An 18,521-nucleotide genomic window follows, 5' to 3' on the forward strand; every position below is an offset into this window, starting at 1 on the left:
AACGCAAGAAAACCAACACCTACCCACGGCTTTCTTGCACAATCGAATACTTGCTCACGTCAAATCACAGCGACAGATCAATCGCTTCCGAATTCTTCACGGGCGACTAACTCTTCGCTTTGTGCTGCGGGAATGTGTGTCACAATTATTCATCATCGAAGCAAAGGGGATCGATGATGAATCAGACAGTAGAGCGCATCTGGAGCACGGGCCTATCATTGCTGAGCCCGGGTCATCTGGTCGACTGGCTTCTCGACCAGATCGAGAAAATGAGCCCAATGATGATGCCGGCTCGGATCGACATGATGTCGTGCCAGGAGAGGCAAGTCGAAGCGCGCCTCGACTAAAGCGCGATGAGATCAGGATGAATCGTCATCGCGCTTTGGGTTGTTGTTTGAGCATGATCTCCGCGCAAACGCGCTCCGCGTTTGTCGCGAGGGAAAACCCCTCCACACTTTGCGCTAACGCGGCCCTTCGGGTCCGGATCATGCTCTAGTTTGGCGCGAGGACCTCTCGCACCGGCGCCATCCGCGTGACGCCGGTTTCAAGTCAGAGCAAAGCTAGTAGCAATAGCGCGGATCGACGCGCACATAGGCGCCGTCGGGGCGCTGCATGTAGCAGCCGCGCTGATAGGCGTAGTAGCCGGAACGGCGGCGCTCGCCTTCAGAGGCGATGGCAGCGCCCGTGCCGGCGCCGACGATCGCACCGACCGCGGCACCGCGGCTGCCGCCAATGGCGCCACCGAGAATGGCACCGCCGACGCCGCCGACGATCGCGCCGCCGATGGCGTCCTGCGCCGCAGCCTCATGCACCGGCACCATCATCGCAACCGCCAGGCAGGCCGCCATTCCAAGTCCTCGAAGCATCTCGATCCTCCAGTGTGACGCTGCACTTCATATCGCCGGCGGCGGATTCGGGCCAGACCAAATCGCCCACCGTCAGGCTTGAGGCGCCATTTCGATGTCGCCCTGGTCTCAGATTTCATACCGGCTAGGGAACGCGCGTGCTACAGAACGTAGGTTGTGCTGGCCGAACGGGCGACCGAGAATTTCCAAATGTTTCATTCGTGAGGGATAACGACATGATGCGTCAATTTCTGGTGCTGATCGGCCTGGTGCTGCTGACGATCTCCGCCACAAAGGCCGGACCGAACGACGACGCGGTGGCGGCGCGGGCGAGCTGGGAGCAGGTCTACAATGCCGGAGATGCCGACAAGTTTGCCGCGCTCTATACCAAAGACGCGATGCTGTTCGGCTCGACCGCGCAGCTCTTCACTGGCACCGACGGCGCGCGCACCTATTTCAGCAAGCTGCCCGCAGGCATCAAGGTCAAGATGGGGGATCAGCAGGCGATCGCGGCCGGCCCCGACGTCGTGCTCAGCTCGGGCTTTGCCGACTTCACGCTTCCCAACGGCACCGTGCTGCCGTTCCGCCTGACGCTCGCTTTCGTCAAGGTCGACGGCAAATGGCTGGTGGCCCAGCACCACGGTTCGCCCCTGCCGAAGTGAGGCAGCCCGTTGTCACGGCGCTGGTCCGGCGCGGTCGCACGCCCATCAACCGACCATGTCCCGGTCGACCTTTCGCAGCCGCACGAAGGCCGCCCAAGCCTTCGGATATTTCTTATCCTTGGGATCGATCGTGAGCAGCGCACGGCATGCCTCCTGGATGTCCTCCGATGATGGACGCATCCTCGCATTTCCCGACGACCGCGATTTCTCCCAACGCTCCTCGACATCTCTCGCCAAGGCAAGGACCTCGACCGGCGCTCGTTTCCGCGTCGGCCTGGCGAGCGGATGATCCGGGGGAAATATCGGCCATGCGTCCGGCGGCTGATCGACCCGCCACGCGGACTCATCGTGCCGGGCTCCCTCGCCCGCCGGACTTGCGTGCAGCGCGCCCTGCTGTCCGCCACGTTGTTCGTCCTCCTGGACGGACACGCCATTTGTCGTCTGTCCCACGAACTGGCGGAGCTGCTGCTCCATTGTGCCGCCGGCCGATCCCTGTGCTGCCGAAGGCGCAAGCTTTGTCGGCGTCGACACCGACGGCGACCCCACATTGGGAACGATCTTCTGCACGGTCTTTGCCATCGACAAGGCGCCGGCGGGTATCGCCGTGTCTTGCTGCGCGATCGTTTCCTCGTTCGCCAGCGGGCAGGACTGGAACTTAGTGCGCTGCTGCGTGATCCGGCCATCATTGTCGTCGATGCGCGCAAAATCGACGGCCACGGCATAGACGAAGGCCGCTTCGGCAGGCTGGCCGGACTTGTCCCTTGCCTTGACGGCGCCGCAGACATATCGCGACGCGCCTGCCTCGACCGAGCGCAATGTGCCGAATTGCGCCGAAGCCGGATCGATCAGCACGCGCCGAACCGCGGCGCGGGCTTTCATGTGATCGATGGAGAAGAGATTGAGGACGAGGTCCGGATTAATCAGTTGAGGCTGGTAGTACCAGACATATTCGGCGGCGAGAAATGCTGCACCAATGCTGGTGGCGATCAGAAGTGCGGGTACATTCACAGGGCATGCTCCCAGCGTATCGCGCTGGAACTTTCTGGTTGCAGATAATTTTAGCTGCCATCTATGCGAGCATGTCCTAACGAATGGTAAAGCGGTTGAACTTTTGAGCGATTCTAGCAGGAGATGAGTGCAGGGGATTTCGGCCTGCTTCGGTTTCATCTCCGAAGCGACGCGCTCTGCACATGCCCGCGACGCGGTTGGCCAAGATGGCGATCAGCAGGCGATCGCGGTCCACGGTTCGCCCGTGCCGAAGTGAAGCAGCCCGCCTTCATAACGCGATCCAGCGCTGCACGGCTTCGGCCGTGTCGCCCGGGTTGGTGTTGAAGCAGATCGCAGCGTTCGGCGCGAGCTGGTGCACGAGGTTGAGCACCCTCTCGAACAAGAGCAGGCGCTCCTTCGGCTCGCGCAGTCCTGCGCCGATCACCACGCAGTCAAAGCTCGCCTCGCGCAGGGCTGACGTGACCGCCGCCTCCGCAGTCTCGTCGAGATCGATCAGGCAACTCGTGACGTCGTAGCCGAGATCGGTGAGGCGCAGGAACTGCGCGTCGATATACTTGCGCACGAGCTCGGGCGTGAGCTGCGGGAATGCGCTGTAATCCGCACTGCCGGGCTCGATGCCGATCGCGAGCACGCGCTTGGCCATCGCAAAATTCCCACCACGGTCTTTCGCCGTGATGCCAACGGCCAATCCACCCGGCTGGTTCCGACGCACGCGGTCATGTCGCGCGCCAACGACAACGGCGCCGCGCCGGCTCCGGTACGCCTCAGGCCGCGCCGTCGAGATCGGCCATGGCTGCTGCGCGTCGCTCCATCATCGCCCGCTCGCGCGCGTTGGTGGCGAGACGCGCGGCCGCCTCGAAGGACAGGCGCGCCTCGGCGATGCGGCCGAGCTTTTGCAGGAGGTCGCCGCGGACGGCCTGCAGATGGTGATACGACTTAAGCACCGGCTCGTCCGCGATCAGGTCCACGAGATCGAGACCAGCCTGCGGCCCCTCGGCCATTCCGAGCGCGACCGCCCGGTTGAGTTCGATCACGGGCGAGCGCACCAGCGCCGCGAGCTGTCCATAGAGCTCCGCGATGCGCCGCCAGTCGGTCGCCGAGGCCGTCTCCGCCGTGGCGTGACAGGCGACGATCGCGGCCTGCAGCGTGTAGAATTTCCCGCCACCGCCGAGTTCGCGCGCACGACCGAGCGCCGAAAGACCGCGGTGGATCTGGAGCCGATCCCAGAGCGCGCGGTCCTGGTCCATGAGCAGGATAGGCTCGCCATCGGCGCCGACGCGGGCGCGCATTCGCGCGGCGTTCAGCTCCATCAGCGCCATGAGCCCGTGCGCCTCCGGTTCCAGCGGCGCCAGCCCGACCAGCACGCGCCCCATGCGCAGCGCCTCGTCACAAAGCTGAGGCCGCAGCCATTCCTCGCCGCGTGAGGCCGCATAGCCCTCGTTGAAGATGAGATAGACAACCTCGAGCACCGAAGCGAGTCGCGCGGACAGGTCCTCGCCGCTCGGCGTCTCGTAAGCAAGGCCCGACCGCGAGAGCATCCGCTTCGCACGCACGATGCGCTGGGAAATGGTTGCCTCCGTGACCAGGAAGGCGCGTGCGATCTCATCCGTGGTCAGGCCGCAAATCATGCGCAACGCTAGCGCCGCGCGAGCCTGCCGCGGCAGCAGCGGATGACACGCCGTGAAGATCAGCCGCAGCCATTCGTCACCGATGTCGTCGTCGAGGTCGGTGTCGAAATCGGGCACGGCCTCCTGCTCCTGCATCAGATCGCGCGCCAGCATCTCGTGCTTGTGGGCGAGCATTCTGGCCCGACGCAGATGGTCGAGCGCACGGCGTTTGGCGGTCGCAACCAGCCAGGCGCCGGGGTTGTCCGGCACGCCGCTCAGCGGCCAGGCTTCCAGCGCGGCGACCAGTGCGTCCTGGGTCAATTCCTCCGCCAGCGGCACGTCGCGCAGCATCCGTGACAACGTGGCGATCAGCCGCGGCTGCACGATGCGCCAGGCAGCGCGAATCGTGGCGTGGATCGCACGATCGATGTCGGCGGCCGTCATCGCCGCCGACCGGGATGAGCGGTGGTGTCCATCAGGCGTGAGCGGCCACCTTGGAATGCGCGTCGACCTGGCACGCCCCCTCCATGTCGGGCGTGGCGAAGGCCCGCAATTCGCAGGTGCCTTCCCAGCCCGGCATGTGATCGAGGTGCAGCTGCATGAATTCCCTGGCCATGGCCAGCGCTTCCTCCTTGTCACGCAGCTCGAAGATGGCGTAACCGCCGATCACCTCCTTGGCCTCGACGAAGGGGCCGTCGATGACGCTGAGTTCGCCGTCGGCGATCCGCACCCGCGCGCCTGTCGCGAGCGGCATCAGACCGCCATTGTCGATCATCCGCCCGGCCTTGATCTCCCGCTCGGATATCTTCTGCATTGCCTCCATCAGCGCCGGGGTCGGGGCGGACATCGGCCGGCTGGAGGTGACGATGTACATGAAACGCATACAAAACTCCCGTTGGAGCGAGGAGCAGCCGTTTTGGCCGCAAACCGGCTCGCTATAGGAGTGACGATCCAGCTCACGCCGGATCGACATGCGTGAACAAAAAATTATTGCCGCAACAGGATCAGGGGATCGGCCGTGTCGGGCACGCGGCGCCATTGCGCGTTGTCGTCGGCCTCGAACTGCCAGGCTTCGCCGGCCTTCGACATCAGGATGATCTGGCCGCGCTCGAGCCGCCATTGCGTCGGGTTGAACTGTGCGATCTCGGCGTCGCATTTCGACTTGAGGAAGACCTGGAAATTGTCCGCACCCGCTTCGGTGTTGGTCAGCACGAGCGTGCAGACCGGCTGGCCGTTGCCGCGCACCATGGCCCAGTCGCCGATCATCTGGTCCATCGACTTGGCCATCGAGCGGGCGGCGGCGAGATTTTGCAGGATGTAGACGCCCTCGCCTTGCCGCAAGCCTTCGAAGATGCCGGCCTCGACCTCGGTAAAGTCGATCACGGATTCGCCGGTCGCATCCTGGAGCCGCACGATGTCGAGCCCCTTGACGCTCCAGGCCGTGATGTCCTTGGTGAAGGGCAGCGCGGTCTTGCAGGCCGGCTCCAGCTCGAGCTTAGAGGCCTGCCCAGCCGCGTCGCCCTTCAGCGTCACCACGCAGGTCTTGCTGCGCTCGGTGGTGGACAGCTCCCACTGCCCGACCATGTCCTTCTTCAGGGTCGTCGTATCCTGCGCCTGCGCAACACCGGTCACGGCGACGAGCGCCGCAACGATTGCCCACGCAACGACCCGAAGATATGTCATCCGCGACTCTTCACCGGGGTTTCCGCGACCGGCGTGATCGGCGGCTTGCCGGCAAACCAGGTCTTGAGATTGTCGACCACGAGCTGGTCCATTGCGTTCCGCGTTACCACGGATGCCGACCCGATATGTGGCAGCAGAATGACATTCTGCATTGTCTTGAGCTCATCCGGCACGTTCGGCTCGGCAGCGAACACGTCGAGACCGGCGGCAAGAATCGTCCCCGATTTCAACGCCTGGACCAGCGCCGCCTCGTCCACCACGGAGCCGCGCGCGACGTTGACCAGCACGCCGCGCGGGCCGAGCGCCTTCAAGACCTCGGCGTTGATCATCTTGTTGGTGCTGGCGCCGCCTGGCACGATTACCATGAGCGTGTCCACGGCCTTCGCCATCTCGATCAGGTCGGGATAGTGCTTGTAGGAAACTTCCTTGGACGGATTGCGCGAGTGGTAAACGACCGGCACCAGCGAGGCTTCGATCCGACGCGCGATCGCTTGTCCGATCCGGCCCATGCCGACGATGCCGACCTTGCGATCGCGCAACGAGCCGACGCTCAACGGATAGTTCTGGGTCGTCCAGAGGCCGGAGCGTACATAGCGGTCGGCCTGGATGAATTCGCGCAAGGTGGCAAGCAGAAGGCCCATCGCAACGTCGGCGACCTCTTCCGTCAGAACGTCCGGCGTGTTGGTGACGACAATATTGTGCTCGCGCGCATAAGCCGTGTCGACGTGATCGTAGCCGACGCCAAAATTCGCCACGATCTCCAGCTTCGGGAAATGCGACAGCGAATCCTTGTCGGCCCGCACGGTGTGATAAGTCACGGCCATGCCGCGGATTTTTTCGCGGACGGCAGGCGTCAGGCGCTCGAGGTCGGCGCGGGTCTCGGCCTTGTGCACGACGAAATGGTCGGAGAAGCCGTTTTCGAGGATCGGCCGCACCGGCCCATAGATCAGAAGATCGATCTTCTCGGACGAAATCGGAGCGGCCGTCATCAGTTTTCCTTTCCAAGAGCGCTTTCATGCCAGCGCCGTAAAACGAGGTGGGAAATTAGCGCCAGCACCCCATAGATGACAATCCCGGCAAGCGACAGCAGAAGCAGCGCCGCGAACATGCGAGGTATGTTGAGACGATAGCCGGATTCGGCGATCCGGTAGGCAAGGCCCGATCCGGCCCCGGCCGTTCCCGCCGCGATCTCGGCAACAACGGCGCCGATCAGCGACAGACCGCCGGCAATGCGCAGGCCGCCGAGAATATAGGGCAAGGCCGAGGGCAATTTAAGAAAACGCAGGGTTTGCGGCTTCGAGGCGCCATAGAGCTGGAACAGGCCCGCGAGGTTGCGGTCGACCGAATTCAGCCCGAGCGTGGTGTTGGCGAGGACCGGGAAGAACGCGACGATGAAGGCGCAGACCACGACGGCGGTTTCCTGGTCGAGATAGATCAGCAACAGCGGCGCGATCGCGATCACCGGCGTCACCTGGAGGATGACGGCATAGGGAAACAGCGAATATTCCACCCATTTCGACTGGTTGAACAGCAGCGCCAGCGCGATGCCGCCGAGGCTGGCTGCGATAAATCCCTCGAGCGTGGTGAGCAAGGTGGTGACAAGCGACCCTGACAGCACGGCCCAGTCCTTGATGAGCGTCAGGAGCACGGCCGAAGGCGCCGGCAGCACATAAGGCGGGATCTGCTTGATACGGACCACGAGCTCCCAGGCGATGAGACCTGCCGCGAAGACAACGAGGGGAAGCGCGAAACGCGCGGCGCGCAAGGCGCCATTCTTTGCCGGGACGACGGGCTCTGCGCTCATAGCACCGACTGCCCGGAATAGGACGGCGCGAGCGCGCTCGACACCTTGCGGCAATAATCGGCATAGCCGGTGGAGGTGCGAAACTCTTCTCCGCGCGGCTCGACGGTCTCGATCCGGATGTCGGCGCCGATCCGGCCTGGCCGCGCCGTCATCACCACGACGCGCTGGGAGAGATAGACGGATTCGAATACCGAATGGGTGACGAAGATGACGGTCTTGCGCAAGCGCCGCCACAGCGCGAGCAGATCGTTGTTGAGGCGAAAGCGCGTGATCTCGTCGAGCGCCGCGAACGGTTCGTCCATCAAGAGGATGTCGGGATCAGTGACGAGCGCGCGTGCCAGCGAGACCCGCATCTTCATGCCGCCGGAAAGCTCGCGCGGGAATGCATCGGCGAAATCGGCAAGGCCCACGCTGGCAAGAGCCTCATCCACGCGCGCGTTCGCCTCGGCCCTGGCGACGCCTGCAAGCTTCAGCGGCAGCCGCACGTTCTCGCGCACGCTGGTCCACGGCATCAGCGTCGGCTCCTGGAACACGAAGCCGATCGCATGCCCGGGCCGCGCCACACCCTCATGGCGCGAGACCCGCACCGTTCCCGTGCTCGGCGGACTCAGGCCCGCGATCAGCCGCAGCGCCGTCGACTTGCCGCAACCGGACGGCCCGAGCAAGGAGATGAACTCACCCTTGCGCACGGCGAGGTCGAACGGCCCCAGCGCCATCAGATCGTTGTCATAGGCCTTCGTCACGCCGCGCAGACTGACGGCCAGCGCCGTCAGCCCGACATCGCTCCCGGACGAGGCTGTGCGCTCTATCATTGGCAGGTGGCTGTTGTTTGGTCTGGCGGCGCCGCGATTTCCACCTCTCCCCAACGGGGAGAGGTCGCGCCGAAGGCGCGGGTGAGGGGGTTCAGGTCCCACGAGAGAGCGTAATCCCTCACCCGGATCGCATCTTGCGATGCGATCCGACCTCTCCCTATGGGAGAGGTGGACCATGCGGGCACACCTTGACCATATCGCCGCATCGGCTACGGCTTGCCCGGACGCAACTCGACGCCGACGCCCTTGTTGACGAAACGCAGCGTGTAGGACTTGCGATAGTCGATGTCGGAGCGCACTACGCCGGCCTTGACCATCTTGTCGAAGAAAGAGGTGTAGCGCTCATCGCTCATGGCGCCGATGCCGTTCTTCAGCGATTCTCCGGAATCGACGATGCCGTACTCCTTCATCTTGGCCACGGAATAGGCGAGCAGCTCGTCGGTCATTTCCGGGTTGAGCTTCTTGATCATCGCGTTGCCGGCGGAATTGTCGCCATAGATGTAGTTGTACCAGCCGACGATCGAGGCATCGACGAAGCGCTGCACGAGGTCCGGCTTCTTCTCGACGATTTCGCGGCGGGTCTCGATCAGGGTGGAGTAGGTGTTGAAGCCGGAATCGGCGAGCAGCAGCACGTTGGGCTTGAAGCCCGCAGCCTTCTCCACCGCAAAGGGTTCCGACGTCACATAGCCCTGCATCGCGCTCTTGGGATTGGCGATGAAGGGCTGCGGATTGAAGTTGTAGGGCCGGACGTTCTTCTCGCTGAAGCCGTATTCGGACTTCAGCCATTGAAAATAGCTGGTCATGCCCTCCTTGGAGACGAACAGCGTCAGCGGCTTCAGATCCTCGATCTTGCCGACCTTGGCATCCGGCTGCGTCAGCATCACCTGCGGATCCTTCTGGAAGATCGCGGCGATCGTCACGACGGGCACGTTGTTGGTGACGGCGTCGAACGACATCAGCGTGTTGGCGGCCATGAAGAAATCGATCTTGCCCGCGATCAGCAGCATCCGGTTGTTCTCGTTGGGCCCGCCGGGCACGATGGTGACGTCGAGCCCATAGCGCTTGTAGGTGCCGTCGGCGACTGCCTGGAAGAAGCCGCCATGCTCGGCCTCGGCGACCCAGTTGGTGCCGAAGGAGACCTTGTCCAGGGTCTCCGCCCGCGCCGGCAGGATCGACATGCATGCGGCCATCAAGCCTGCCGTTAACGCTCGCCGCAGATGGATGGGGCGCATGATTGGACTCCGTCGATCGTTCTGGACCATGATAAAACACAAGAATTTCGGGGACGCGGCCGGCCGGGCCACGTCCCCTCGAGACCGCCAAACTACGTTACAAATTCGCGCAAAGAAACCACGATGAGACCTTCCCGTGACTGGACCGACATCCGCTGGAGCGAAGTGGCGCCAACGGAACCGGCGCGCTGGATTGCGGTCTTGCCGCTCGCGGCGACTGAGCAGCACGGGCCGCATCTGCCGCTCGAGACGGATGTGCTGATCGCGGAAGCGTATCTTGCGCGGGTGCGCGAACTCGCGCCCGAAAATCTTCCTGTCACGTTTCTAGGGGTCGAGCGGATCGGAATCTCCACCGAGCATATCGACTATCCGGGCACGCAGACGCTGCCGACCGAGGCCGCACTGAAGCGGTGGACGGGAATCGGCGAGGACGTCGCGCGCGCGGGCCTGAAAAAGCTCGTCATCGTCACCAGCCATGGCGGCAACAGCGCGGCGATGATGCTGGTGGCGCAGGATCTGCGCGCACATCAGAAATTGTTCGTGGTGACGACGTCGTGGTCGCGCCTCTCCGGCGCGGAGCAATTGTTTCCCGCCGACGAAGTGCGGCACGGCATCCATGGCGGCGCGGTCGAGACCTCGATCATGCTGGCGCGCTATCCGTCGGAGGTGCGCAAGGATGCGATCGCGGATTTTGCTTCGAGCAGCATCGCGATGGAGCAGCAATATCGCTGGCTGTCGACGCAGCGGCCTGCGCCGTTCGCCTGGCAGGCGCAGGACCTGCACGCGAGCGGCGCCGTCGGCAACGCAACGCTGGCCTCTGCTGAGAAAGGCGAGCAGCTCGTCGACCAGGGCGCACGGGCCTTCTGCGAGCTGCTGACTGAGGTCGATAACTTCGACGTGAAGAGGCTCGCATCAGGCCCCCTCGCCTAGCCCATATCCCTTTGAGATTACTGGATTATCTTTCCGATTTCGGGGCCAGCTTGGCGGCCTTCGAACCCGAACGCACAAGCCTCCGTCCAACTGAGCACGCGGGCCACAACGGACCGCCTCGCCCCGGATGGAGTTTGAAATGTCGATCAAGACCAAGATTGCCGCCATTACTCTTGCGGCCCTGACTATTACCGCCAGCGTTGCGTCCACCACCTCGACCGCCCAGGCCAAGCCGCTCGGCTGGGGCTGGGGCGTCGGCGCCGGCATCGCCACCGCCGCCGTCGTCGGCACTGCGATCGCCGCCAGCAACGACCCCTATTACTACGGCTATCACCGCTGCGGCTGGGTCGCCCAGTATGACGCCTTCGGCCATTACCTCGGCCGCGTCCGCACTTGCTACTGATCGTACGTCCTTGAGGCCCAATCCCTGAGTGGATCCTGCGTCCGACACGGGCGCCTCATCCACCCCGTGTCGTGCCCCGACCCCGTCCGGTTGTCCCCCCGGGCGGGGTCACCTTTTTTGGCGCGTGAGTTTGTTGCAGTCCCGTCACACAAGGATGCGAACCATCCGCTGCGACATTCTGCACTTGTTGCTATTGAGAATTATTCGCAATAAGGTTCACAACAGGCACAGGGACTTGGGAAGAAATCGCGTCGCACCGCGATCATCTCGTTCGATCGAGTGGACGAGAAGCACCTGATGACAGAATCGCCACGAATCGGCAGGGATATCGCGGCGGGTGGGGCAATTGGCGTTTGGGGGCGTGCGTTTTGACGTTGAGAGATCACCGATATCGGTTATTGCGCACGGCCGCTGCGATCGCCTCGGGCATGCTGATACTTCCCACGGTAAGCCAGGCGGCCGATCTGCCGCTCAAGGCGCCTGCGCTCAAGGCCGTCTATGACTGGACGGGGCTCTATATCGGCGCGCATGTCGGCTACACCTATGGCACTTCGAGCGCGACGCTGACCGACCCCGCCGTCGCCACCGACCACAATGTCTTCAACGGCATGACCGGCGGCGTGCAGGCTGGCTACAACTGGCGGCTCAATTCGGGCCTGCTCCTCGGCGTCGAAGGCGACATTTCATTTCCGAACTATCTGCCGTCCAACCACGTCGTGTCATCGGCGGCGACCGCGCTGTCGATCGCGGAGGAGCGCTGGGACTATTTCGCGAGCCTGCGCGCGCGGCTCGGCTACGCCACCGGCGCCTGGTTGTTCTATGCGACCGGCGGTTTTGCCTTTGCGGGTGAGCGCTTCCTCTCGACGCCAATCAACGATGTCGAGGACCGTCGGCTGCATACGCGGCTCGGCTGGGCTGCAGGCGCCGGCGTCGAATATGCCTTCGCGCCGCACTGGACCGCGCGACTCGAATATCTCTATCGCAAGTTCGACGACGCCAGTGTCAGCTTCCCGTCGGGGGTGAACTACGCCTCGACCATGGATCTGCACACCATCCGGCTCGGCCTCAATCGCAAGATCGATTGGCCGGGCATGCCGACCTACAATCCGAAATCAGGCATCACGGACACCGAATCCGATCGCTGGGAAATCCACGGCCAGTCGACCTTCGTGGCGCAAGGCTACCCGGCGTTTCAAGCGCCCTATAGCGGGCCGAACAGCCTGACGCCGGCGCCGCAATACCAGGAGACCTGGAGCAACTCGCTCTATCTCAACGCGCGTCTCTGGGACGGCGGCGAAGTCTATTTCAATCCCGAACTGCTGCAAGGTTTTGGCTTCAACAACACGACGGGCATCGCGGGCTTCACGAATGGCGAGGCGCAGAAATCCGGCTTCCCCTACCCGCATTTCAACGCCTCGCGGTTGTTTTTACGCCAGACCTTTGGCTTCGGCGGCGAACAGGAAGAACTCGCCAGCGGCCAGCTTCAGCTGGCCGACAAGGTCGACATCTCGCGCCTGACGGTGCAGGTCGGCAAATTCTCGGTCGTCGACGTGTTCGACGGCAATGCCTACGCGCACGACCCGCGCAAGGATTTCATGAACTGGTCGATCTGGGCCTCGGGCGCCTTCGACTATGCGGCCGACAAGCTTGGCCTCGGCTATGGCGCGACCGCCGAACTGAACCAGAAACAATGGGCGCTTCGTGCCGGCTACTTCCTGATGGATGCCGAGTCGAACTCGAACAATTTCGACATGAACATCCCCAAGCGCGGCGAATACGTCGCCGAGCTGGAGACGCGTTACTCGCTGTTCGGCCAGCCCGGCAAGCTGCGTACGCTCGGCTTCGTCAACAGTGTCTTCTCCGGCAGCTATCGCGAGACGCTGGACAATCCCGCGCTCAATCTCGACATCGCCCAGACCCGCCGCGGCCGCATCAAATACGGCTACGCCTTCAATCTCGAGCAGGCGATCACCGACGATATCGGCGTGTTCGGCCGCTGGAGCTGGAACGACGGCCACAACGAGATCATGGCGTTCACCGACATCGATCGCAGCCTGTCCGGTGGCGTGTCGGTCAAGGGCACCAAATGGGGCCGGCCCGACGACGTCGTCGCGATCGGCGGCGCCATCAACGGCCTGTCGCAGGATCACCGCGACTTCATCGCCGCCGGCGGATTGGGACCCCTGATCGGCGACGGCCAGCTCAACTACCGCACCGAGCGCGTGCTGGAGACCTACTACGCGCTCGCACTGAACAAGTCGCTGACCTTCACCGCCGACTACCAGCTCATCGTCAACCCCGCCTACAACGCCGACCGCGGGCCGGTGTCGGTGTTTTCAGGACGGCTGCACGGCGAGTTCTGAGCGGCCGCGAACGCCGGGGCCGGAGCGACGTTACCGCCATATCGGGCGACGACACTGCGCGAACCTAACAGCTCTTTTCCTGCACATGCTGGATGCAGGTGCAAATGGTCGTGGCCGGATATTTGACGTCGTAATAGGGAAAGGTCGACGTGGTGGGGCTATTCGTCGAGCAGCGTGGAAACAGGTAGTAGCTGTCGGAAAGCTTTACGGTCCCGGCGATCGAATAGCCCAGATTCGGCGTGTAGTCATAGGAGACCTCACTCAGAATGAGCGAGAGGTTGGCATTGGTCGGATTTTTTGGGTCGGCTGCGGTGAATGAGGACAAGGTCATCTGCTGACCGACGGTCCTTGCTGCCGACGAGCTGTTTGACACGCTCCATTGAACCGTCGCATTGCCGTCTTTGTCGGTAGAAACTTCGGATACCGTGATCGTAATGAGCGAAGCGCCACTGGCATTCTTGATCGGATAGGGCGCCATGATGGCCGTCGCAGCCCCAAGGATGGCTTGCATCCGGGCGTCCGTGACCTGCGTATTCTGCGACACCATGTCGGCGAGGCTGTGCGCGGTCTCGCTGACCTTGACGTTCATCGCCAACCCGTTCCCGAGCTCGACGCCGCCGACGTAGAGCACCAGCATGAACGGCAGCACGATGGCGAACTCCGTCGCCGCCACGGCTTTGACGTCGGTGCACAGGTCCCGCGCGCGAGATGACAGGCTGGCGATCATGAGTAACTCCTAAGAGGACGGCTCGTTCTGGAAAGCGGCAGACCCCATGATCTCCCGACCGCCGCTGGCAAGATTCGACAGATTGAAACCAAGCGGCCCCAGGACGACCGGCCATACGTAAATGACCCGGAGAACGACGATATCGCCGGCGGTTCCGGGATTGAATTGCCAGACATTCGTGACCTTGCCCTGGCTGTCGAACGTCAGCGCGGGAGTGCTCGTGTTTGCTGCCGTCCACGAATTGGCAACCTGCACGTCGACCATCAAGCCCTGGCAATCGAAGAATATGACGACCTGGTTGCACACTTGCTGCGCGAATGCAGCCTGGGTCATCTGTGCACTCTGTACCTGCCCGGTCGCGATGAGACGGGCCGACTGGCGCACGACCGCTTCGAGAGACTGCTGGGCGAAAAACACCAGAAACGTCTGAATGAGCGCGATGATGAGCGCGAGGAACGGCGCAGCGACGAGCGCGAACTCGACGGCCGTGGCCCCCTTGTTGTCCGCGAGGAAGGCGACGCAGCCCTTGCGTCTCTTCGTTGATGCGACTTCCGGCTCGCTCATGGTGCTTTCCCTACTGCACGAGGCTGGCCGTGGCGGACACGACATTGAGGAACAGCTTCGTCAGCGCATCCGGAATCTTGTCGCTGCTGTCAACATCCGCGAACAGACCGGGCGATGCGCAGGATTTCAGCCGTTGTGCGATCGTGCCCGTCGACGAGGATGGGTTGTTGAACTGTGAAATCCTGGTGTTGTACCAGCCATCCGTCGTCAGCTGCAAATACTCGGTGTAGAGGACCGCGATGCGAATGCCGCGGTTCTTGATGGTCGTGCATATCGTTGCATCGAGTGGCTGCTGGCATCGCCAGTACGAAGTTTTGTTCACGGTGACCTTCGGAAGCGGATAGGTGGCGTTCGCGTCGCAGCTCGTGCTGGTCGTGACGAGCTTGTCGTCGACCCCGTCCGTGATGAGGAAGACCACCTCCTGCGGGGTGTCATTCGATTGATTAGTGCCACCGCCGGGGTTGGGCATGATGGAACTGGCGTCCTTTCCGAGCGTCGTGAGCGCGCCCGAGATGTCCGTTCCGTAGTCGGTGTTGCAGCTCGTGGTGGTGACGCAGTTCTGGTGATCAACCGTCATGAGCTGAATATTGGAAATCTGACCGGCGGCGGTGGTCGGGGTGGTGAGCTTTTGGATCTCATTGAGGCCGGTGTCGAAGGTGTAGAGGGCCGCCTGGTAGGTCGTGTTGTTGAGCGCCGCCATGCACTGCATGACGCCGCCTGAAACACCCGCCTGCGGGCACGTCCATGGCCCAGCCAGCAATTGCGTGACCGCAGCCTTCACGAAATCGATACGCAACGTAATGTTGTTCGTACGCGCGATGCTCAGGTTGTCTACAGTTGATGCGGTCGCACCGCTGTCTTTGCTGGGATTTGTTTCATGGCAGGCGAATGCGCAGCTCTTTGAGGCTGAAGGCTGGCTACTTGTGGCGGCGATCATGGCGGTAATGGCGCTGCTGGTCGCTGCAATCGCCATGGACGGCGAGTCGTCCAGCAGCAGATAGAAATTCATGTTGGGCGCGCTCGAGGCCCGCGCTGTCGACGAGCCATTGACTGGCCACGTCTGGCTGCCGAGAAAGAGCGGAAAATTATTGATGGACTGCGCGCTGTATGTAACCTTGATGGTCCGCTGCAGCCCGGAATCGGTGACTGTGACCGTCGGGACCGGCGTTGACGACAGACCGGCAAGACTAGCCTTCGCCGCAAACACGGCCTTCGCGGTCGCCTCGACAACGGTGGAGTCGGTCTGCGTCAGCATCGCCGGCCTCACGGCCGCGATTGCAGCTGCGTCCGCGGCTGCATCAAGCTGCTCGCGCTTGCGCAAGGCTTGCGTGTAGTCGAGCGCCATGCCCAACAGATAGATCGTCGGGATCATCACGAGCGCGAAGATGACGGCAACGTTGGCCTTATGATCTCTCGCGAAACGAAGCACTGAGCGGCGGAGCATGATCTTTACCCTGATTGCCGTCGCTGCGGCGAAAACGCTTTCCTGAAATGTTGCGGTCGCAGGAGCCGTTAGACTTCTCCATCGATCGCACGCTCGACACGCGGAAATATGGGAACGGCCTCGTTAATCAACGTTTACAGGCAATACATAGACATGGCCTGAAACCGAACCGGATGTGCCACATTGAGAAGGCATCATTAATGTCGGCTAAACAGGTTCCCAGAAACCTGGCCTCGAAAATCCGCGCCGGCGCAGGAAAGCGCTCTCGCCTGAGCCGCCTGGAGGCGCGCATCCAACCGGCACAGCCTGCCGGGACGGCGCGGAAAGATGCGACAATTTTACCAAAGGCCGACGAAATCGGTCGAGGCATTCATATATAGGGTGAGTTGCCGGCAGGTCTCCGGCCGAAGCCTTTCCAACCATCTTGCACAATGCTCTCGCTCGAACTCCTCATCGTCGTCCTGCTGATTGTCATTAACGGCCTGTTGTCCATGTCGGAGCTGGCGGTCGTCTCCTCGCGCCCGGCCCGGCTCTCGATGCTGGCGGCCAAGGGGGTGCGCGGCGCCGAGCGCGCGCTGGCGCTGGCGTCCGATCCCGGAAAGTTTCTCTCGACGGTGCAGATCGGCATCACGCTGGTCGGCGTGCTCTCCGGCGCGTTCTCGGGCGCAACGCTCGGGCAGCGGCTGTCGCAATGGCTGGTCGAGCTCGGCCTGTCGGCGGGTATCGCCGACATCGTCGGCGTCGGCATCGTCGTAACCCTCATCACCTATACGACGCTGATCGTCGGCGAGCTGGTGCCCAAGCAGGTGGCGCTGCGCGATCCTGAAAGCATCGCGGTCAAGGTCGCGCCGGTGATGGACTGGCTCGCGAGGATCTCGCTTCCGCTGGTGGTGCTGCTGGATCTCTCCGGCAAGCTGATCCTGACGCTGCTCGGCCGCGGCGGCAAGGCGGAGGAGACGGTCTCGGAGGACGAGATCCATCACCTCGTCAGCGAGGCCGAGAGCGCCGGCGTGCTGGAGCCGGGTGAGAGGGAGATGATCGCCGGCGTGATGCGGCTCGGCGACCGTCCGGTCGGCGCCGTCATGACGCCGCGGACCGATGTCGACGAGATCGACCTCAACGACGCGCCGGAGACGATCCGCGAGATCATGTCGAAAAGCCCCCATTCGCGCTTTCCCGTGTCCGACGGCGACCGCGACAAGCCGATCGGCGTGCTCCAGGCCAAGGATCTGCTCGTCGCATACATGAACGCGCGCACGCCCGATCTGCGCGCGCTCGTGCGCGACGCGCCGGTGATTCCGGCCTCCGCCGATGCGCGCGACGTGCTGGCGATCCTGAAGGCGGCGCCGGTGCATATTGGCCTCGTCTACGACGAATACGGCGCCTTCGAAGGCGTGGTCACCGCGGCCGATATTCTGGAATCCATCGTCGGCGCGTTCCATTCCGAGGAAGGCCCGCCGGAGCCGGCCTACGTCACGCGCGCCGACGGCTCGCTGCTGGTCTCGGGCTGGATGCCGGTCGATGAATTCGGCGAGCTGCTCGGCTTCGAGCTGCCGCCGCATCCCCGCTACAACACCGTGGCCGGCCTCGTGCTGCAACACTTCAACGTGCTACCGAACGTCGGCGACGCGTTCGACCTCGGCAGCTGGCATCTCGAAGTCGTCGATCTCGACGGCCGGAGGATCGACAAGATCCTTGCGAGCCGGAAAAGTGAGCAGGCGGCGGCGTGAGCTACCTCTTCACTCGTCGTCCGAGGGCGCACGCAGCGCGAGCCCGGGACGACGGTTGAGTTTGGGGCGCTACCGCGCGTCACTCGAGATTCACTTCTCGCGCTTTTGAGAATCGTCGGTAGTTCTCTGCCTGTCGTCGGCGCGGTTGCTCGCATCGGGCGTTCGATCCTGCTTGCCGCTGCTATCGAACGCGCCGCCACGGCCCACGGTATCCGACGCCCCCTGTTCCTTCCGCGGCTCGCGGCCGTAGCGTGGAGTGCCGTCCGCCGTCGTGCCGACGACGGCGTGCGACGGACTTGCGGGATATCCTCCGCCTTGCGCCATGGCCGTGGGCGATAGTGCAAGCCAGAGTAAAGCGGCCATGCTCGCTGTCCTCATGATCGCCTCTCGGCTCAACGCGCGCGTTGCAGGACAATGCAGATCGAGTGTTGAGGGTTTCAACGCGCGAGGCCGCGGCTCAGCCGAATTTCACGCCGATGCGCTTTTCCTTGCGCCACACCACGGTACAGGACAGATGCCTTCCATCAGCCTGGACGAAAAGCGTGAAATGCTCGGGGATGCCGACCGGGCTGGTGACGTCGAGCGCGGCGCCTGTGTCCGAGAAGTTGCGGACGGCGCAGTCGATCGCGCCGCCGCCGAACTCGATGGTTCCGGCCTTGAGCACGCGGTGCCGCGACTGGATTCGCCGTTCGTCCATGGATCGGGCC

21 protein-coding genes are annotated in these 18,521 nt (G+C 63.2%); 6 read left to right on the plus strand and 15 right to left on the minus strand.

Annotated features, from left to right (window positions below; translation table 11 throughout):
• Positions 1-176 precede the first annotated feature (176 nt).
• On the plus strand, positions 177-347 hold the full coding sequence (locus Q2941_RS18920; RefSeq protein ID WP_156944043.1) for a hypothetical protein: 171 nt from the start codon (positions 177-179) through the stop codon (positions 345-347).
• A gap of 213 nt (positions 348-560) precedes the next feature.
• On the opposite strand, the gene Q2941_RS18925 is transcribed toward Q2941_RS18920, so the two are convergent.
• The gene (locus Q2941_RS18925) at positions 561-866 is read right to left on the minus strand and encodes a glycine zipper domain-containing protein (protein WP_027520886.1); all 306 of its coding nucleotides are present in this window, start codon (positions 864-866) and stop codon (positions 561-563) included.
• Positions 867-1,081: 215 nt separating this feature from the next.
• Here Q2941_RS18925 and Q2941_RS18930 point away from each other — a divergent pair, with 215 nt between their 5' ends.
• Complete coding sequence (locus Q2941_RS18930) at positions 1,082-1,507, plus strand: SgcJ/EcaC family oxidoreductase (protein WP_458193411.1); 426 nt, start codon at positions 1,082-1,084, stop codon at positions 1,505-1,507.
• A 45-nt stretch (positions 1,508-1,552) separates the two neighbouring features.
• Here the strand turns inward: Q2941_RS18930 and Q2941_RS18935 are convergent, their stop codons facing one another.
• The 9 genes from Q2941_RS18935 to Q2941_RS18975 form a co-directional block, all read right to left on the minus strand.
• A complete protein-coding gene (locus tag Q2941_RS18935; protein ID WP_027520888.1) occupies positions 1,553-2,515 on the minus strand; it encodes a hypothetical protein in 963 nt (320 codons plus the stop codon).
• A 268-nt stretch (positions 2,516-2,783) separates the two neighbouring features.
• Positions 2,784-3,158: a hypothetical protein gene (locus tag Q2941_RS18940; protein ID WP_027520889.1), complete on the minus strand. Its 375-nt coding sequence runs from the start codon at positions 3,156-3,158 to the stop codon at positions 2,784-2,786.
• A 121-nt stretch (positions 3,159-3,279) separates the two neighbouring features.
• Positions 3,280-4,566 carry an RNA polymerase sigma factor gene (locus Q2941_RS18945; protein WP_458193412.1) on the minus strand — a complete coding sequence of 429 codons (1,287 nt, stop codon included), beginning with the start codon at positions 4,564-4,566 and terminating at the stop codon, positions 3,280-3,282.
• A 31-nt stretch (positions 4,567-4,597) separates the two neighbouring features.
• Complete coding sequence (locus tag Q2941_RS18950) at positions 4,598-4,996, minus strand: YciI family protein (RefSeq protein ID WP_254109933.1); 399 nt, start codon at positions 4,994-4,996, stop codon at positions 4,598-4,600.
• Positions 4,997-5,109: 113 nt separating this feature from the next.
• Positions 5,110-5,805 (minus strand): AprI/Inh family metalloprotease inhibitor, encoded by a 696-nt coding sequence (locus tag Q2941_RS18955; RefSeq protein WP_254109932.1) that lies wholly within the window; start codon positions 5,803-5,805, stop codon positions 5,110-5,112.
• The gene (locus tag Q2941_RS18960; protein WP_254109931.1) at positions 5,802-6,794 is read right to left on the minus strand and encodes a 2-hydroxyacid dehydrogenase; all 993 of its coding nucleotides are present in this window, start codon (positions 6,792-6,794) and stop codon (positions 5,802-5,804) included. The genes Q2941_RS18955 and Q2941_RS18960 overlap by 4 nt, the downstream gene beginning before the upstream one ends.
• Positions 6,794-7,609 carry an ABC transporter permease gene (locus Q2941_RS18965; protein ID WP_027520894.1) on the minus strand — a complete coding sequence of 272 codons (816 nt, stop codon included), beginning with the start codon at positions 7,607-7,609 and terminating at the stop codon, positions 6,794-6,796. Before Q2941_RS18965 ends, Q2941_RS18960 begins: the two co-directional genes overlap by 1 nt.
• The gene (locus Q2941_RS18970) at positions 7,606-8,421 is read right to left on the minus strand and encodes an ABC transporter ATP-binding protein (protein WP_027520895.1); all 816 of its coding nucleotides are present in this window, start codon (positions 8,419-8,421) and stop codon (positions 7,606-7,608) included. Before Q2941_RS18970 ends, Q2941_RS18965 begins: the two co-directional genes overlap by 4 nt.
• Positions 8,422-8,630: 209 nt before the next feature.
• On the minus strand, positions 8,631-9,653 hold the full coding sequence (locus tag Q2941_RS18975) for an ABC transporter substrate-binding protein (protein ID WP_027520896.1): 1,023 nt from the start codon (positions 9,651-9,653) through the stop codon (positions 8,631-8,633).
• 123 nt (positions 9,654-9,776) lie between these two features.
• Between Q2941_RS18975 and Q2941_RS18980 the strand changes: the two genes are divergently transcribed.
• From Q2941_RS18980 to Q2941_RS18990, 3 genes are all read left to right on the plus strand, one after another.
• Positions 9,777-10,583 carry a creatininase family protein gene (locus Q2941_RS18980; protein ID WP_027520897.1) on the plus strand — a complete coding sequence of 269 codons (807 nt, stop codon included), beginning with the start codon at positions 9,777-9,779 and terminating at the stop codon, positions 10,581-10,583.
• A 139-nt stretch (positions 10,584-10,722) separates the two neighbouring features.
• Positions 10,723-10,986, plus strand: coding sequence for a hypothetical protein (locus tag Q2941_RS18985; protein WP_027520898.1), 264 nt, complete (start codon positions 10,723-10,725; stop codon positions 10,984-10,986).
• A gap of 428 nt (positions 10,987-11,414) precedes the next feature.
• Positions 11,415-13,349 carry a carbohydrate porin gene (locus tag Q2941_RS18990; RefSeq protein ID WP_458193413.1) on the plus strand — a complete coding sequence of 645 codons (1,935 nt, stop codon included), beginning with the start codon at positions 11,415-11,417 and terminating at the stop codon, positions 13,347-13,349.
• Positions 13,350-13,413: 64 nt separating this feature from the next.
• Here Q2941_RS18990 and Q2941_RS18995 read toward each other — a convergent pair whose 3' ends face one another.
• From Q2941_RS18995 to Q2941_RS19005, 3 genes are read right to left on the minus strand one after another with little or no spacing between them, the layout of a single operon-like run.
• Positions 13,414-14,076: a TadE/TadG family type IV pilus assembly protein gene (locus Q2941_RS18995; RefSeq protein WP_027520900.1), complete on the minus strand. Its 663-nt coding sequence runs from the start codon at positions 14,074-14,076 to the stop codon at positions 13,414-13,416.
• 9 nt (positions 14,077-14,085) lie between these two features.
• Positions 14,086-14,640, minus strand: a complete 555-nt coding sequence (locus Q2941_RS19000; protein WP_027520901.1) for a TadE/TadG family type IV pilus assembly protein — start codon at positions 14,638-14,640, stop codon at positions 14,086-14,088.
• A gap of 10 nt (positions 14,641-14,650) precedes the next feature.
• Positions 14,651-16,084, minus strand: coding sequence for a TadE/TadG family type IV pilus assembly protein (locus tag Q2941_RS19005; RefSeq protein WP_458193414.1), 1,434 nt, complete (start codon positions 16,082-16,084; stop codon positions 14,651-14,653).
• 431 nt (positions 16,085-16,515) lie between these two features.
• Between Q2941_RS19005 and Q2941_RS19010 the strand changes: the two genes are divergently transcribed.
• Complete coding sequence (locus Q2941_RS19010; RefSeq protein WP_254109930.1) at positions 16,516-17,814, plus strand: hemolysin family protein; 1,299 nt, start codon at positions 16,516-16,518, stop codon at positions 17,812-17,814.
• Positions 17,815-17,904: 90 nt separating this feature from the next.
• Here Q2941_RS19010 and Q2941_RS19015 read toward each other — a convergent pair whose 3' ends face one another.
• Positions 17,905-18,177, minus strand: a complete 273-nt coding sequence (locus Q2941_RS19015; protein ID WP_156944047.1) for a hypothetical protein — start codon at positions 18,175-18,177, stop codon at positions 17,905-17,907.
• Between the two features lie 94 nt (positions 18,178-18,271).
• Positions 18,272-18,511 carry a PilZ domain-containing protein gene (locus Q2941_RS19020; protein ID WP_254109929.1) on the minus strand — a complete coding sequence of 80 codons (240 nt, stop codon included), beginning with the start codon at positions 18,509-18,511 and terminating at the stop codon, positions 18,272-18,274.
• Positions 18,512-18,521 lie beyond the last annotated feature (10 nt).

This window comes from Bradyrhizobium sp. UFLA05-153 (assembly GCF_054185185.1).